The 14430-nt window shown below is 64.0% G+C and carries 16 protein-coding genes; 9 read left to right on the top strand and 7 right to left on the bottom strand.

Features of this window, described 5'->3' with window-relative positions; genetic code table 11:
• Positions 1-35: 35 nt before the first annotated feature.
• Positions 36-1373 (top strand): RNA-guided endonuclease TnpB family protein, encoded by a 1338-nt coding sequence (locus tag OIE68_RS38735; protein WP_327095850.1) that lies wholly within the window; start codon positions 36-38, stop codon positions 1371-1373.
• A gap of 170 nt (positions 1374-1543) precedes the next feature.
• Here OIE68_RS38735 and OIE68_RS38740 read toward each other — a convergent pair whose 3' ends face one another.
• On the bottom strand, positions 1544-2527 hold the full coding sequence (locus OIE68_RS38740) for a cation diffusion facilitator family transporter (protein WP_327095851.1): 984 nt from the start codon (positions 2525-2527) through the stop codon (positions 1544-1546).
• Positions 2528-2829: 302 nt separating this feature from the next.
• Here OIE68_RS38740 and OIE68_RS38745 point away from each other — a divergent pair, with 302 nt between their 5' ends.
• The 4 genes from OIE68_RS38745 to OIE68_RS38760 all read left to right on the top strand — a co-directional run bounded on the left by OIE68_RS38745 (position 2830) and on the right by OIE68_RS38760 (position 6191).
• A complete protein-coding gene (locus OIE68_RS38745; protein ID WP_327095852.1) occupies positions 2830-3639 on the top strand; it encodes an SAM-dependent methyltransferase in 810 nt (269 codons plus the stop codon).
• Positions 3640-3663: 24 nt separating this feature from the next.
• Positions 3664-4944, top strand: a complete 1281-nt coding sequence (locus OIE68_RS38750; protein WP_327095853.1) for a sensor domain-containing diguanylate cyclase — start codon at positions 3664-3666, stop codon at positions 4942-4944.
• Positions 4945-4963: 19 nt separating this feature from the next.
• Positions 4964-5518 (top strand): GNAT family protein, encoded by a 555-nt coding sequence (locus OIE68_RS38755; protein WP_327095854.1) that lies wholly within the window; start codon positions 4964-4966, stop codon positions 5516-5518.
• A 175-nt stretch (positions 5519-5693) separates the two neighbouring features.
• Positions 5694-6191 carry a CGNR zinc finger domain-containing protein gene (locus OIE68_RS38760; protein ID WP_327095855.1) on the top strand — a complete coding sequence of 166 codons (498 nt, stop codon included), beginning with the start codon at positions 5694-5696 and terminating at the stop codon, positions 6189-6191.
• Positions 6192-6209: 18 nt separating this feature from the next.
• Here the strand turns inward: OIE68_RS38760 and OIE68_RS38765 are convergent, their stop codons facing one another.
• Positions 6210-6959: a hypothetical protein gene (locus tag OIE68_RS38765; protein ID WP_327095856.1), complete on the bottom strand. Its 750-nt coding sequence runs from the start codon at positions 6957-6959 to the stop codon at positions 6210-6212.
• A 1007-nt stretch (positions 6960-7966) separates the two neighbouring features.
• Between OIE68_RS38765 and OIE68_RS38770 the strand changes: the two genes are divergently transcribed.
• Positions 7967-8380 carry a hypothetical protein gene (locus OIE68_RS38770; protein ID WP_327095857.1) on the top strand — a complete coding sequence of 138 codons (414 nt, stop codon included), beginning with the start codon at positions 7967-7969 and terminating at the stop codon, positions 8378-8380.
• Between the two features lie 30 nt (positions 8381-8410).
• On the opposite strand, the gene OIE68_RS38775 is transcribed toward OIE68_RS38770, so the two are convergent.
• The 4 genes from OIE68_RS38775 to OIE68_RS38790 are packed head-to-tail and all read right to left on the bottom strand — an operon-like array spanning position 8411 to position 10924.
• On the bottom strand, positions 8411-9034 hold the full coding sequence (locus OIE68_RS38775) for a HEAT repeat domain-containing protein (protein WP_327095858.1): 624 nt from the start codon (positions 9032-9034) through the stop codon (positions 8411-8413).
• Positions 9031-10329 (bottom strand): putative toxin, encoded by a 1299-nt coding sequence (locus OIE68_RS38780; protein WP_327095859.1) that lies wholly within the window; start codon positions 10327-10329, stop codon positions 9031-9033. Before OIE68_RS38780 ends, OIE68_RS38775 begins: the two co-directional genes overlap by 4 nt.
• A gap of 6 nt (positions 10330-10335) precedes the next feature.
• Positions 10336-10623: a WXG100 family type VII secretion target gene (locus OIE68_RS38785; RefSeq protein ID WP_327095860.1), complete on the bottom strand. Its 288-nt coding sequence runs from the start codon at positions 10621-10623 to the stop codon at positions 10336-10338.
• Positions 10613-10924: a WXG100 family type VII secretion target gene (locus OIE68_RS38790; RefSeq protein ID WP_327095861.1), complete on the bottom strand. Its 312-nt coding sequence runs from the start codon at positions 10922-10924 to the stop codon at positions 10613-10615. Before OIE68_RS38790 ends, OIE68_RS38785 begins: the two co-directional genes overlap by 11 nt.
• A 187-nt stretch (positions 10925-11111) precedes the next feature.
• Here OIE68_RS38790 and OIE68_RS38795 point away from each other — a divergent pair, with 187 nt between their 5' ends.
• Both OIE68_RS38795 and OIE68_RS38800 read left to right on the top strand, forming a co-directional pair.
• On the top strand, positions 11112-11558 hold the full coding sequence (locus tag OIE68_RS38795) for a PaaI family thioesterase (RefSeq protein ID WP_327095862.1): 447 nt from the start codon (positions 11112-11114) through the stop codon (positions 11556-11558).
• Between the two features lie 32 nt (positions 11559-11590).
• Positions 11591-12184, top strand: coding sequence for a histidine phosphatase family protein (locus OIE68_RS38800; protein ID WP_327095863.1), 594 nt, complete (start codon positions 11591-11593; stop codon positions 12182-12184).
• A gap of 196 nt (positions 12185-12380) precedes the next feature.
• On the opposite strand, the gene OIE68_RS38805 is transcribed toward OIE68_RS38800, so the two are convergent.
• Positions 12381-12863: a VOC family protein gene (locus OIE68_RS38805; RefSeq protein ID WP_327095864.1), complete on the bottom strand. Its 483-nt coding sequence runs from the start codon at positions 12861-12863 to the stop codon at positions 12381-12383.
• 464 nt (positions 12864-13327) lie between these two features.
• Between OIE68_RS38805 and OIE68_RS38810 the strand changes: the two genes are divergently transcribed.
• Complete coding sequence (locus OIE68_RS38810) at positions 13328-14410, top strand: sugar ABC transporter substrate-binding protein (RefSeq protein ID WP_327095865.1); 1083 nt, start codon at positions 13328-13330, stop codon at positions 14408-14410.
• The last annotated feature ends 20 nt before the right edge of the window (positions 14411-14430 follow it).

Here is a 14430-nt window from a genome sequence, read left to right on the forward strand (position 1 = left end):
CGTAACTTGTCGGTGGGGTCTGGGAGGGTGTTGCCGTGGCCCGGTTGACAACGTTTCGGTACTGCCTCGAACCCACCGTCGAGCAGCAGTCCGCACTCGCACGGCATGCCGGTGCCGCGCGCTTCGCTTTTAATCAGTGCCTGGCCCTGGTGAAAATTGCTCTCACCCACCACCGCACCGATCCCGCGGTAATGGTGCCGTGGAGCAGGTTCAGCCTGATCAACGCCTTCAACCAATGGAAACGCAGCGAAGCCGCGGGCCGGGTGTTCGCCGTCGACGCTACCGGCACCACCACTGTGCACGTGACCGGTCTGGTGTGGCGGCACGAGGTGTCCGCGCAGGTGTTCGAGGAGGCCGCGGTCGACCTGTCCCGCGGTTTGGCTGCGTTCACCGACTCTCGCGCCGGTTCTCGCCGTGGCCGCCGGATAGGGTTCCCCCGCTGGAAAATCAAGACCCGCACCACACCCTCGTTCCGGCTCCGCAACAAGACCAGTCCCGCGGGCAGGGCGGGCATCCGGGTCGGCGACAGCGGAGTCCCGCGGTCGCTCACGCTGCCGGTGCTGGGGGTGATCCAGGTCCGCGAGGACACCCGTCGGCTGCGACGTCTGCTCACTAACGGTCGGGCGAAGATCCTGTCCGCCACCGTCGTATACAAGGCCGGGCGGTGGCTGGTCAGCATCGCCGTGGAGGCCGCCGATCTGCATCCCGCCCAACAGCATCCGGCTCGCCCAGACACCGATATCGGCGGCTGGGTCGGTGCCGACCGTGGGTTGTCGGCGTTCCTGGTGGCCGCCACCGGCGACGGCACCGAAGTCGACCGCGTCACCGACCACCCCAAACCCTTGGCTGCTGCATTGCGGAAGCAGCGGCGGCTGGCGCGGGCGGTGACCCGAAAGGCGAAGGGCTCCAACAATCGCTGGAAGGCCGTGGCCCGGCTCGGTCGCCACCACCGGCATATCCGCAACATCCGTGAGCATTTTCTTCATCAGGTGTCCACCCGGCTGGTCAAGACCCACGACCGGCTCGTGCTGGAGGACCTGAATATCGTCGGCATGCAAGCCAACCGGCATCTCTCGCGGGCGATCTCCGATGCGGGCTGGGGTGAGCTGGCCCGTCAGATCGGCTACAAACAAGCCTGGCGGGGCGGGCAGGTCTATACCGTGGATCGGTGGTTCCCGTCCAGCCGTACCTGTGCACGGTGCAGGACACTGCAGCCAATGCTGCGGCTGGCTGATCGGGTGTTCACCTGCGGGTGTGGGTATACCGCGGATAGGGATCTCAATGCCGCAACCAATCTCGCTGTTCGGGCCGAGGAAGATTATGCCCGTGCCCGGGAGCCCGAAACACGAGCCCCGGTTATCAATGCCTGCTGACGGGAAGGCGCTGGCACACCCTGTTATGGGGTGTGTGGAACCGGCCCGGTCGACGCAGGAACCGACATCCGCTGCGGGGCGGGTCGAGGACGTCCGGGAAGGACGGTGCCCGGGAACTTCCAACGAGTTCCCAGACACGTTGTCAGGCGACTCGAAGGTCAAATGGGCAATCAGGACCGGTGCACCGGCCCGTGCGCCTCGACGCAGTGTGCGTCGTCGGCGGAAACCGTCAGATCCGACGAGTGGTCCACCTGCAAAGTCGTATGTTCCAGCCCGAATTCGTCGTGCAGCACGGTCTCGATCTTCGAACGAATTGCATGGCAGTCGGCAGCGTCGTGGACGAGGATATGCGCCGACAGCGACGGCTGTCCGGAGGTGATCTGCCAGACGTGCAGGTCGTGGACCTCGGTCACCTGCTCGAGCGCGACGATGCGCGCTCCGATGGCGTCGGGATTGAGATGGGCGGGCGCGGCCTCCAGGAAGATCCGCCCGGATTCCCGGACCAGAGACCAGCCCGCCTTGATCATCAACGCCGCGACGACCAGTGCCGCGATCGCATCGGCACGGGCGAATCCGGCCAGCCACACCACCGCGCCCGCGATGGCGGTCCCGATGAAGGCATAGAGGTCGTTGAGGATGTGCTGGAACGCGCCCTCGACATTCAGGCTGGTCCGGTTGGCGCGGCTGATGCTCCACGCGGCGGCGATATTGACCACGATCCCGACCAACGCCGTGATCAACACCAGCGGCCCTTCGACATCCGGTGGATTGATCAGCCGATTGATGCCCTCGTACACGAACCACGCCGCGAGCAGCAGCAAGGTAATCCCATTGGCCTGCGCCGAAAGGATCTCGACCCGCTTGAACCCGTAGGTGTATCGCCCCTGCGCCGGACGTCGAGCCAACCGGATCGCGATCATCGCGAGCACGATCGAGGCGGCATCGGTGAGCATGTGCGCGGCATCGGAGATCAGCGCGAGCGATTGCGCGAGCAGGCCGACGACCACCTCGGCCACCATGAACGCGACGATCAACCCGAGCGCGATCGCCAGCCAGCGCGGATTCGAATCCGCCGATACACCGTGGTCGTGGCTGTGGCCGTGTTTGTCCGAATGGCCGGAGTGTGCGTGGTCATGCGAGTAGTCATGATCCATGTGCTCAGCCTCGCTGACCGCCACTGCCGACCGCTTCGGCGACACGCACTGCTCGCCCATAGTCGTAGGCCCCTTCCAGTTGATATTGCTGCCGTTCGTCAGCGTAGCGGATCTTGCACTCATGCGCATGTATGAATATGGATCAGGCCTGGAAGACGCAGATCAACAGTGGCGAATTCGTGATCATTCGGACCGACCGGCCCGACTACTATGCGGACTGCACCTCTCGGTGATCAACAACGCGGTATCCGGCGGTGCGGACCTGGATGGGTTGGTCCGATGGTGAATGCGGAGAGGATGCGATGGACAGGCCTGCGTGGGCGCCCGAGAGCGTGGATATGCAACAGGCGAGCCCGGCACGGATGTATGACGCCTTGCTGGGCGGCTCGCACAACTTCGAGATCGATCGCAAGGCCGCCGAGGCCGGCAAGCGACTGGTGCCCGACCTGCCCCGCCTGGCGCTGAGCAATCGGGCTTTCCTGCGCCGCGCGGTCCGCTTCCTCGCCGACCAGGGGGTGCGTCAGTTCCTCGATATCGGTTCGGGCATTCCGACCGTGGGCAATGTGCACGAGGTCGCACAGTCGGTTGATCCGGAGATTCGCGTGCTCTACGCCGATATCGATCCGGTCGCGGTCGCCCACGCCCGCGCGATCCTGGTGGACAACGACAAGGCCGCGGCCATCGAAGCGGACCTGCGCAAGCCCGACGAGCTGCTCGCCCGAGTCCGCGGGACCGGCCTCATCGATTTCGCGCAACCGGTCGCGGTGTTGCTGGTGGCGGTGCTGCACCTGCTATCCGACGAGGAGCGGCCGGTCGAGAAGGTTTCCGCCCTGCATGGGGCCGTCCCCGCCGGAAGCTACGTCGCGATCTCGCACCTGACATCGGAGCTGCGCCCCGAGGATGCGGGCAAGCTCGGCCGCAACGCGGCCGATGTGACCCGCGTCGGCATCCACTTCCGCTCGAAGGACGGCATCTCAGCGATGTTCGACCAGTGGGAACTGGTCGAACCCGGCGTCGTCGAGCTACCCGCCTGGCGGCCGGAATCCGAACGCGACCTATACGAGACGCCGGGCCGATCGCTCGGCCTGGCGGGCGTCGGCCGGAAGGTCTGACCGGAGCCGTGGCAGGGGATTCGTGTGGGGATTCGTGAGCTGGCAGTGCGATGGGCGGATGCGCTCGACGGCGCCGTCGCTCCGGCTCTCACTCGAAGTCAAATCGATACTCTGCTAGCGGAACTCGCCGATGTGCTCGTCGCGGTCGTGCGCGGGACCCGAGAGGTCACGGTCGCGCAGGACGCCGCCGCGGTGCTCGTCGCGGCTAATTATCGTGACCAAATTGCCGTCAGTCGTTCAGTTCTGGTTATCTGCCGGGATATCGTGCGTGAAATCTGCCCCACCGGAACCGAATCCGAATACGAGGCGGTTCGCGAGCGTGCGATAGTTGTTGCTGCCGAGTTCGCCGCGGGTTTCACCTCTGCGCTGCGGAACGCGGCATTAGGGGAGCAGGAAACCACACTCGCAGCGGCGTTTTCGGCCGCGCAGGAGGCCGAGGTGCGAAGGCAATTGTCGGAGGCCAGGTTCGAAGCGGTCTTCGCGGGAGCGTCGGTTGGGATCGGGACGGTCGACGTCACCGGTCGGGTACTGGAGGTGAACGCGGCCATGGCCGATATGCTCGGACTACCCGCGGCGATGATGCCCGGTCGGTCGGTCGCCGAATTGCTGGGTCCCGCGAATATCGGTGACGCATATGCCAATTTGGAGCACCTACTCAGCGGTCGGACCGACCGCTTCCGCCTCGAAACAGACCATCTCCGACGTGACGGCACCATCACCAGCATCGACCTGTCCATGTCCGCGGTCCGCGACAGCGGTGGGCGGGTCCGCTTCCTGATCGGCGTCGCCGTCGACGTCACCGAACGCAAACAACTGGCCGACCGGCTGTGGCACGATGCCAACCACGACAGCCTGACCGGTCTACCCAACCGTGTGCTTTTCTTCAATCGACTGGCCAATGCCATTCCGCCAGTTGGTGTTTGCTATCTGGACCTCGACGGGTTCAAGGAAGTGAACGATGTGTGGGGGCATACGGTAGGGGATCGGGTGCTGCGCGACGTTGCTCAGCGCCTTCGTGAATCCGTCGAATCCGTCGGCGGATTGGTCGCGCGGGTCGGCGGCGACGAGTTCATCGTACTCGTCGAGAAATGCACTGGCACAGAGCAATTGGAAACAATTTCCGCGCTCCTGCTCGACGGGCTCGCCACCCCGATACAGGTGGCTGGGCGGCCCGTCGTCGTAGGCGCCAGCATCGGAACGGTTTTCGCCGAAGACCGCCCCAACGACATCGACGAAATGATGCACGCCGTCGACACCGCGATGTACCGCAACAAAGCCACGGGAGGACGCAGGCTCCGGCAATAGCTACCAACGGAAGGTCACGATGTTCGCGATATCCCTCGGTGCCGCCGGTGCCGAGCTGCGTCCACTCGAACCGCGGCATGCCGCGGAGTTCCTGGAACATATGGACCGGGGGCGGGAGTCCATCGGGCAGTACATCAAAGTTGCCGACGCCGTATCGGATCTGGAGTCGAGCCGCGCCTACCTGCGCGAGTACGCGGAGAAGGCGGCGGCCGACACCGGCCGGATCTATGGGATCCGGCTGGTCGGCAAGTTGGTCGGCAGTGTCCTGTTCCGGACGATGGACCTCGCACTCGGCGTCGCCGAGGCGGGCTGCTGGCTGGAGCCCGCGGCCGCGGGCCGTGGCCTGGCGACCCGGGCCGCCCGCGTGATCATCGACTGGTCAATCGAGGAGCGCGGCATCCACCGCGTGGAGTGGCTGGTCGCGTCGCCGAATCACGCCAGCATCGCCGTGGCACGACGGTTGGGAATGACCAAAGACGGTGTGCTGCGGGAGTTTTACCCGCATCGGGGGCAGCGGTTCGACGTGGAGGTCTGGTCAGTGCTGGCCCCGGAGTGGCGGTCGGGCATCGGCTAAGCCCATTGTGCTGGTCCCGGCCAGCGCCACCACCGCCCCGTCCTCGCTGATCAGCCACCGCCCGCAGATGCAGCGCAGGTAGCTGGTGGCGCCGTGTGACGACACGAGGGTAGGCGACGACCAGGAGCAAGACGGGCAGGTAGCGATCATGCGTCCAGCCTGATGTAATGACTTTGTGCATTTCAACCCTTACGGAGGCGCCGCGGCCGAACTCGCCGCCCGCCTGGTGAACGCGGACCCGCGGCAAGACCTGCTGCAACTGCTCGCCGATTCCGGCTACAAGCCACTCGGCACCCTCAACACCCGGCAGACCGCCGAGCTGCGCCGCTGGATCGCGCGTCTCGACGAGGTCTTCACCGAACCGAGCGTCGACTTGCTCAACGCTCTACTGGCCGAGACCACCAGCCAGCCCTACATCTCCACCCACGACGGCCGCGCGCCCCACCTGCACTACGCCCGCGAGGACTCCCCGATCGACGAGCGCGTCAAGGCATACACCGCCGCTGGGCTCGCGGAGCTTTTCTGCGAGGACCCCGGGCGCATCGGTCGCTGCGCTCGCGCGGGCTGCGGTTTGGTCTTCGTCGATACGTCCCGCAATGGTCGACGTCGCTTCTGCTCGACGCGCTGTTCGAATCGAGTTCACGTTGCGGAACATCGGGCGCGAACTGCTTGAAAGTAGTTCTGCTGTAATTCAGGCAGTTAGCCGAACAGGCAACGCAGCCAGCCCATGCGAGCGCCAAGACACACGGTAGGCCAACTCGGACTCCGGAATCGACAGCCGCGCTTGCGGATACCTCTTGAACAACTCCGGTATCACGGCGTCGACGATCATGTCGCTGACCTGCGCACCCAGGCAATAATGCGGTCCACGCCCGAACATCAGGCTCGCCCGCCCGCCGCGTGCCGGATCCGAATCCGCGCCGAATAACGAAAGCAATACGGTGTCGCCCTTGGGAATCGAGCGGTCGTCGATCGTCAGATCCTCGACCGCGAACCGCCGGATCGCGAACGGGACAGGATTGGCGGCCTCCATGGTTTCTGCTCGCCGCGTCGACCAGGTCGTCAAGGGACTATCCGATGCGAGCAGCGCGGCAAATATGTTGCCGCACAAATGAACCGCATTCTCCAGCCCGGCCAGCATCATCAGAAAGGCCAGCGAAACCAACTCATCCTCGGACAACAGGTCCGCTTCAGCACCCGCCCGCACCCATCCACTGATCAGATCATCGCCCGGCTCATCCCGCTTGGTCCGCACCACGCTCGTGAACGTCCTGGCCAGCCACTCGACCGCCTCCGTCAGTCGGACCGCAGACTCCTTCGACGAGGCGTCGAACGTCACCATCGCACCAGCCGCATCGCGCAGTTCGCCATACCGATCAGCGGGCACACCGAGCAACTCACCGATCACGAGCGCGGGCACGGGAACACAGAGCTGCTCCATCAAATCAACTGTGCCACTCGCACTTTCATCCAGGGATCGAAACGCGGCCGCACTGATCCGCTGAACCACCTTCCGAAGCGAATCACCCGACCTCCGCGAAAACGCAGGCGCCGCAAGCCGCCGCAGCCGCCCATGCTCCGCCCCATCCAAATTCAGCAAATTCCGATCCAACGCCGACGGCAACGAAAACCCCGAATACCCACCCCCGGAATACCGCTTATCCACACTCAGCCGCACATCCCCCAACAACCCGGCCACCTCGTCATACCCACTAACCACCCAAACCAGCTGCCCACCAGGCAGTTCCCCCCTCCGAACCGCCCCACGCCACCCACCATGCTCCCGCCACCGAGCTCGACCAGAGGCCCCAACCGGACACCTATCCACCACAACTCCTCACTACCACCCATCCGAGGATATTGCGCAGGGCAAGCCTGCAACGTCGTGGAACCTGCGTGCTGCGGCGAGCGGTCGGCCCACCGCACGGCCGCCGTTCTCGACTACGGTCCGGCCGTGCTATGACCAAGGCCCGGAACGCACCCCGTTTCGCCGGGCAGTTGTCGATGCGGCAGATGCGGTGTTCGCTCGCCACTCTGCTGCACAGTGGGCGGCGTGCTGGGCCGTTCATGGCTGAGTGGTTTGTCGAACCTACAAACAATGTCGCCAACATTATTCGAATCTGTTGTAGCCGAGTGTGTTTCGGTGCCTTGATGGGCAGTGCGTAAGCGATCGTGATGGTCCCGCCCACGCATACCAGCATCACCAGCAAGCCGCCGGGGTACCCGCGCTCACCGGGCACCTCTACACACTCGCCGCGATGCCAGACCGCGAGCGGCTCGAGTGTGATCACGAATGCGACCGCGGAAATGGTGTCTGAACCCCGCGCGTGCGGCGATCTCCTGGTCCGCATTCGGAAGGCGTTGATGCCGTCATAGTTGTCAGGCACCCATAGATGACAGGTGCGCTAGCCTCGATTAGGTCAGCTAGCGAGTTGTGAAGGGAGATCAGTGGTTGCGTGGCGGGAGGCTGCCTCGGATGAGGCGCAGTCCGACCTGGATGGGCTGCTTGACGAGGCGTTGACCTTGGCCGAGCGTGAGCTTTCGCAGCGCGGACAGTTCTTTCCGTTCGGGCTGGTCGTCGACAGTTCGGGTGCGACAAAGCTGATCGCCGCTGACGCTCAGTCTGCCCAGCAGGCGCACGAATCCAACGTCCGGGCGGTCGCTGCGATACGCGGCCAGGTTCGTGCTGCGGCACTGGTTGTCGATGTCCGACTGCCCGAAACCGGTGCCGATGGCATCAAGGTGTTTCTCGAGCATGTTGAAGGAATTGCGTTGAGTGTCTTGGAGCCCTACCAGCTTCAGGGGGAAGTTGTGGTCGGCGGTGCGTTGGAGGCATCCACCGCGCAGCGGCGGATCTGGTAGCCGCTGCTACCCGTGTGGGGTAGTGGCCGGTCAGCCTTGGTCGTAGCGGAGAATTCTGTCGGCTGAGCGGCGATGGTATTTGTTCTTCGAAGTCAGGAAAGGTTCGACGTACTCCCGCACGCCTTGGGCGCGCAGTTTCGCCAGCGCTTCCAGTGCGTGTCCCTGTACGTCGGGGTCGTCGAGTTGGGAGACGGCGACAGCGGCGGCTTGCGGGTGCCGGGATTTGCCGAGCCAGGCCACCACCATTTGGCGATCGCTGCCGAAGGCTCGGTTAGCGGCGATGGCCGAGAGTTGGTCGAAGTAGTCGACGCCCGCCGGGATGTCGTATATCGCGTTGCCAGCCGACCAACGGGCAAATGAGCTCATCTGCTTGGATTCATCGAACTGTGCGATCAAGGCCGCGACCGCGGCGGACTTGCGTGCTTCCTTGCGCCCCAAGGATTGTGCCAGCGTCAAGCGTGCCAGTCCGCGGCCCTCGGTTTCCGGTCCTGGCCATCTGGCTTCCAATCCGACCAACCATCGCGACAGCAGGTCGATTTCCGCTGGCGTGAGGGAAACGGCGTGGGCGATCGCGGGGATCGTCTCCGCGTATCCGCCCACCTTGTGGTAGTCGGCGAGCAGCTGTTCAGCGGAGGCGTCGTCGGTGGGGGTCAACTCTTGAAGTCCATCTTCACGTGTTTGACCTTTCCTTGCTGAATCAATGCTTCGATGTCCGGTGCGAGCTCCGTGTTGTTGTCGGTGACGAGTACGAACTCGTAGCCGTTGGCTTGGGTGAACTGGACGAAGTCTTTGATCTGATCCGTGTACTCCTGGCGCTTAACGTTCTTGACCTCGGTCAACCTCTTGTTGCTGGTGTCGAGGTCATCGGGGATGCGCCGCGTCGCGCCGGTCACCGAAGGTATCGATTGTTTGGGCTTAGTCGGATCAATCCCGGCACGGGCCTCGGCTTTGGCGCCTTCGAGTTTATTGCGACGCCTCTGCTCTGCAGAGGTCGGCTCGGGTGGGCGTTTGAGCTGCAAGTCGAGGACGGGCTTGAACCTCGTGTTCACGGTGTTGACCACCGTCGCCGATACCCCGGTGAAGGTGCCGTTGGTTACGTCGCGGGCGTTCGCCAGCCCATCCAAGATGGCCTGAATGCGGCTCCGGCTGAGCTGTATTTCGAGCTCGGCAGCGATGCGGATCGCTGGTGCGATCGGTTTGCCGATGGTCGCCTCGTTGACGTCGTTGATCGCCTGGGTCACCGTTTGAAGTTGCAGTTCGCGTTCGATCCCCTCCTGCGCCGCGGTGAGAATATCGGCGTATCCGCTTGTGGCGCCGCTCTGTTGCCGCATCGCGTCGGCCAGCAGCTTCACCGCCTCGAGAACGGTTTTGTTGGTTTTGTCGATGTCGGGGATTTCTGGCGAGGTTGATCCGAGCAGGCGCTTCATCTTGACTTTGATCTCACTGTCGAGCGCCTGGTAAGCGCTCGCTGCCGCCAGCCAACTGTCTGCTGCCATCTGCAGTTTTGCGGTGTCACCGTTGACCCACTTGACCGATCCCATGACGTCGCGCCAGCCCATGGGTTCCGGTCTGGATCCGCCCGCAGGGTTCTTCAACGGTCGCGCCGTAGCGGTTTGGCCGCCTGGATCGGCCTCGGGTAGTGCACCGCCGGGAGTGTTGTAGTCGTCGGCGTTTTCGGATTGATCGTGGTTGACCCCGCTCTGCCGAATCAATGCCGCCATCCGAACCAGCACATCGGTGGCGATACCGGCAGTGACCGATGCTTCGATCCCGGAGCGGAAATAGTTTCCGCCCCACTCGGTTCCGCCGGGGTCGCGGCCGCTCATATCGGTGGCCGCGCGTAGCTCCTGATCCATCTTCAGCAGCGCTGCCGACGCGGCGCGGCTTGCCCAGCTATAGGCACCGGCTAGCTCGTAGAATAGCGCCGGGTCGACATCGAGCTGCGTCAACCTGCTTCAGCCCCGCCACATTTCGACGTTCGCCGCGACCGCCGCGCTGTACCGCTGGTGTGCGGCCTCGGCCGCATACCGCATGTCCTCGACACCTTGGCGGATTTCTTCTGCGGCGGCCATGAGCCTGCTATGGGATTCCTGTTGTGCGGCAGCGGCATTGCCCTCCCACACGCCTTGCAACTTGCTGATCGCGCTGTCGAAGGCAGTGATCTGGTCGTTGAAGAAGCCCTCGAAACCCTTCATCCGCGCGATGACCGAGTCCAGTACCTCCAGATCTACGCTATGACGCATCGGGTAGGTCCAGTGAGGAGGCCACCGACTGGATGGCTTCGGTGTTCGCGTGCTCTTGCGCGAGGTAGGCCTCCGCGCTGGTGTTCAACGCAACCGTCGTATCCCCCATGGCGTCCAACAGGTCTGCCAATCCCTGCTTGACCTCGGCGTATCCCTCCGCGAACAGTCCACCCTGGTACCCCTGCCACGTCCGGAGCAGTGATTGTACGTCCGTATCGAGCGACTTGAACCCGGAGGTGAGTCCGTCCAACAGGTATTCGACTGCCTTCGCGGCATCAACCAACTCGGCAGGCACAGCCACCAATGACTGTGCATCTGATGACGGTTCCCCCACGACTTTCTCCAAGCGCCACTTGCTATTACGTCGATCGTATCGGAGGCCACGCCACTGCGTGACGAAGAAGTCGCTACGCCAAAGGAACTCACGACGAGCGTGACATCGTCGCGGTGCGGCGTAGGTTCGTGGTGTGCCGAGTTGAAGGAGTGACGTGACGACCAACGAGCGATCCGGTCCGTTCTGGGACGGGGCTAATGGGAAGGCACCGCTTCCGCCCGCCGCAGCCACCCTCGGTCTGGAGTTCCTCGAAGCCGACCCCGATGCCGGAACCATCGTGCTGGCATTCACTGCGACCGAAGCGTTTACGAACCCCATGGGCAACGTCCTCGGCGCATTTCTCGCCGCGATGCTCTACGACACTGTCGGCCCGGCGCTGCTGGCCACGCTGGAACCCGATCAGTTCCAGTCGACCCTCGACCTCAATGTTGCTTTTCTGCGGCCGGTGCGTCCTGGACGGCTCATCGGGCGCGGGAAGGTCCTCCATCGAGTAGGCGATATCGCACATCTGCAAGCCGACCTTGCCGACGGCGAAGGGGCACTAGTAGCTACCGCGACCGCGACCGCACGGGTCATTCCGTTCGGCGTCAGTGCGCCCTGAACCGCGACGGGCAGCCAATTGTCAGGAGCCGCATGAGCGTCAGGATGTGGTGTCTGCGGCACGCCGAATCAGAGAACGTCACAGCGGGTATCGCCGGAGCCGTACCGTGGTCGCCGTTGACCGAGCGCGGCCGTCGCCAAGCCGCCGAGACCGCCCGCGTCCTGGGCTGCGAGCCGATCACTCGAATCTATTCCAGCACAGCACTTCGCGCCCAGCAGGCGGCTGCGGTCATCGCATCGCGGCAGTGTCTCGACGTCGTTGCGATGGCTGACCTGGTCGAGGTCGGTATCGGCGAGTACGAGGGGACCACTGATCCGGCGGTCCGGAAACAAACCGCTGAAGTCCTGCGAGCCTGGATCATCGAGCACGATCTCGAACAGCGAGTCGCCAACGGCGAGTCCGGACGAGAGGTGTTCGCCCGCATGGCCGCCGCATTCCGACAGATCGCAAGTGCCCACCGAGGCGAGACCGTCGCAGTCGTCGGCCACGTGGCCAGCCTTACCGTCACGGTGGCGAGGCTGTGCGCTCTCGGCTCCCGTGTCTGGGGAACACCGCTGCCGCCCGCCGAGCCGTTTCTCGTGGAATGGGACGGCAGGACCTGGCACTGCCCATCGTGGCCGATGTAGCCGCGCGGTTTGTCACACACACCGAGGACAGTGGCATCGGTAATGCGTTCTGCAACTGCACCTTCCGTGCAGCTCAGCAGCGTCTCCCGGACGGCACGTACCGTTCATCGACTTGGGCGCCGAGAGAACTCGAGGGGATGCGCGATCGGAGCTTGTTGGTGGTTGTTGAGGACGGTGGGCCCTCGCCGTTCGCTGATTACGAATCGCTGCCGAGGCGCGGCTCCCGGTATGCGCTCGGGGTGCCGTCGGGGCCGAATTCCAGGCCGGCGAAGCCGGTGGGGTAGTCATCGGGTTCGTAGAGGAAACGGATCACGGTGCCGTCGGGGTCGCTGATGTCGAGTGCCGCGCCGTACGGACCGCGGTCGTGGATCTCGCTATGCGATGCGCCCAGGCGGTCGGCGCGTTCGATCAGCTTCGTGAAGGAGCCGAGTGAGTCGACTCGGAGGGCGAAGGCGTCGAAGTCGTTCAAGTGGGGGCGGCTGGCGCAGTAGAGGCGTTCGCGTAACGCTATGTGCAGGTCGGCATCTGGCTCGAGGAGGACGACGCCACGCACGGCGCCGTTTTCGAAGAACTCGAAGGCGGGTTTCAGATCCAGGAGTTCCTGGTACCAGGCGACGCTCTTCTCGAGGTCGGTCACGGGCAGCTTCACTTGGCGGATCTTGGTGATTCCGATGGTCATCGGTGGTGTCCTCCGCGTCGGCATCGAATGGAATTACGCTACTCGATTGTCTGCGAATCGGACCTCGTACTCGTCGGCCTTCGGGGGCGGTGCTGCACGATCTGCTCGTTTCGGGCTCACACCGCGCCTTGATCGGATTCGGGGCGCGGCACTGGCCCTCCGTCGTCACCAAGCTTTCGGGTTGCGGCCTCGAGGAGGCTTGGATCCGCATAGATCTCGGCGGTGTGGCGCCATTCGACGAGTAGCTGGGAGACCGGCCGCTACGAACAGGTCTCGCGGCGGGTGAGCGTTCGAGTGACGCGCCCAACCGTCGTCCCGAAACCGGATTGTTATGGCAAACAACAAATATCTTTGCGAAACGGCTGTGCTTCGGCTTGCGATGCAATATGTTGTGCCGAACAACATTCGCTCTTGCTCGACTGCCCGGTCTGATCGGGCGGTGGTTCGACGAAAGGCTCGCCCTCATGCGTAAGGGGATCCTCGGCATTGCGGCCGTATCGGTCGCGCTTCTCACCTCGCTCACTGCCTGCGGGGACGACAACAAGGACTCGGGGGGTGGGGGCGCCAAGATCGGGGTGATCCTGCCGGACAGCAAGACATCCGCGCGGTGGGAGACGGCGGATCGGAAGTATCTGCAGGCGGCGTTCGACGCGGCGGGGATCAAGGCGGATATCCAGAACGCGCAGGGGGATAAGAACGCCTTCCAGACCATCGCGGATCAGATGATCACCAATGGCGCCTCGGTGCTGATGATCACCAACCTCGACAGTGGGACCGGCAAGGCTGTGATCCAGAAGGCGAAGTCGCAGGGTGTGACCGTAATCGATTACGACAGACTGACTCTCGGCGGTGGGGCGCCGTTCTATGTGTCGTTCGACAATGTGAAGGTCGGCAAGTTGATGGGGGACGGTCTGTCCAAGTGCCTCACCGACAAGAAGGCGGTCAATCCGATCGTCGCCTACCTGAACGGCGGACCCACCGACAACAATGCGACGCTGTTCAAGAACGGTTACGACAGTGTGCTGAAGCCGAAGTTCGATTCCGGTGAGTATGCGAAGGGACCGGATCAGGCGGTGCCGGAGTGGGATAACACCAAGGCGGGCACCATCTTCGAGCAGATGCTCACCGGCACGCCGAATCTCGGCGGTGTGGTCGCGGCCAACGACGGGCTCGGCAATGCCGCTATCGCGGTGCTGAAGAAGCAGAAGCTGAACGGCCAGATCCCGGTGACCGGCCAGGATGCCACGGTCCAGGGCCTGCAGAACGTGCTCGCGGGCGATCAGTGCATGACCGTCTACAAGGCCATCAAGCTGGAGGCCGACGCCGGCGCGAAGCTGGCGATCGCGCTCGCGAGGGGTGAGAAGGGCGAGGCGAACAGCACCGTCGACGATCCCGAAGCGAATGCGAAAGTGCCCGCGGTGCTGCTGGAACCGAAGGCGATTTTCAAGGAGAACGTGAACGACGTTGTCGCGGACGGCTATGTCACCAAGGCCGAGCTGTGCACCGGCGAATTCGCGAAGCTCTGCGCGGATAACGGGGTCCGCTGATCGTGTTACACCGCCCCTTC

Origin of the sequence: Nocardia vinacea, from assembly GCF_035920345.1 — a bacterium.
GTDB classification, from domain to species: Bacteria; Actinomycetota; Actinomycetes; order Mycobacteriales; family Mycobacteriaceae; genus Nocardia; species Nocardia vinacea_A.

Coding starts and splice junctions, on each gene's coding strand:
- OIE68_RS38755 (WP_327095854.1), top strand. CDS start 4,964: ATGTTCGCGATATCCCTCGGTGCCGCCGGTGCCGAGCTGCGTCCACTC.
- OIE68_RS38805 (WP_327095864.1), bottom strand. CDS start 12,863: ATGACCATCGGAATCACCAAGATCCGCCAAGTGAAGCTGCCCGTGACC.
- OIE68_RS38810 (WP_327095865.1), top strand. CDS start 13,328: ATGCGTAAGGGGATCCTCGGCATTGCGGCCGTATCGGTCGCGCTTCTC.
- OIE68_RS38740 (WP_327095851.1), bottom strand. CDS start 2,527: ATGGATCATGACTACTCGCATGACCACGCACACTCCGGCCATTCGGAC.
- OIE68_RS38765 (WP_327095856.1), bottom strand. CDS start 6,959: ATGGAGCAGCTCTGTGTTCCCGTGCCCGCGCTCGTGATCGGTGAGTTG.
- OIE68_RS38800 (WP_327095863.1), top strand. CDS start 11,591: ATGAGCGTCAGGATGTGGTGTCTGCGGCACGCCGAATCAGAGAACGTC.
- OIE68_RS38745 (WP_327095852.1), top strand. CDS start 2,830: ATGGACAGGCCTGCGTGGGCGCCCGAGAGCGTGGATATGCAACAGGCG.
- OIE68_RS38785 (WP_327095860.1), bottom strand. CDS start 10,623: ATGCGTCATAGCGTAGATCTGGAGGTACTGGACTCGGTCATCGCGCGG.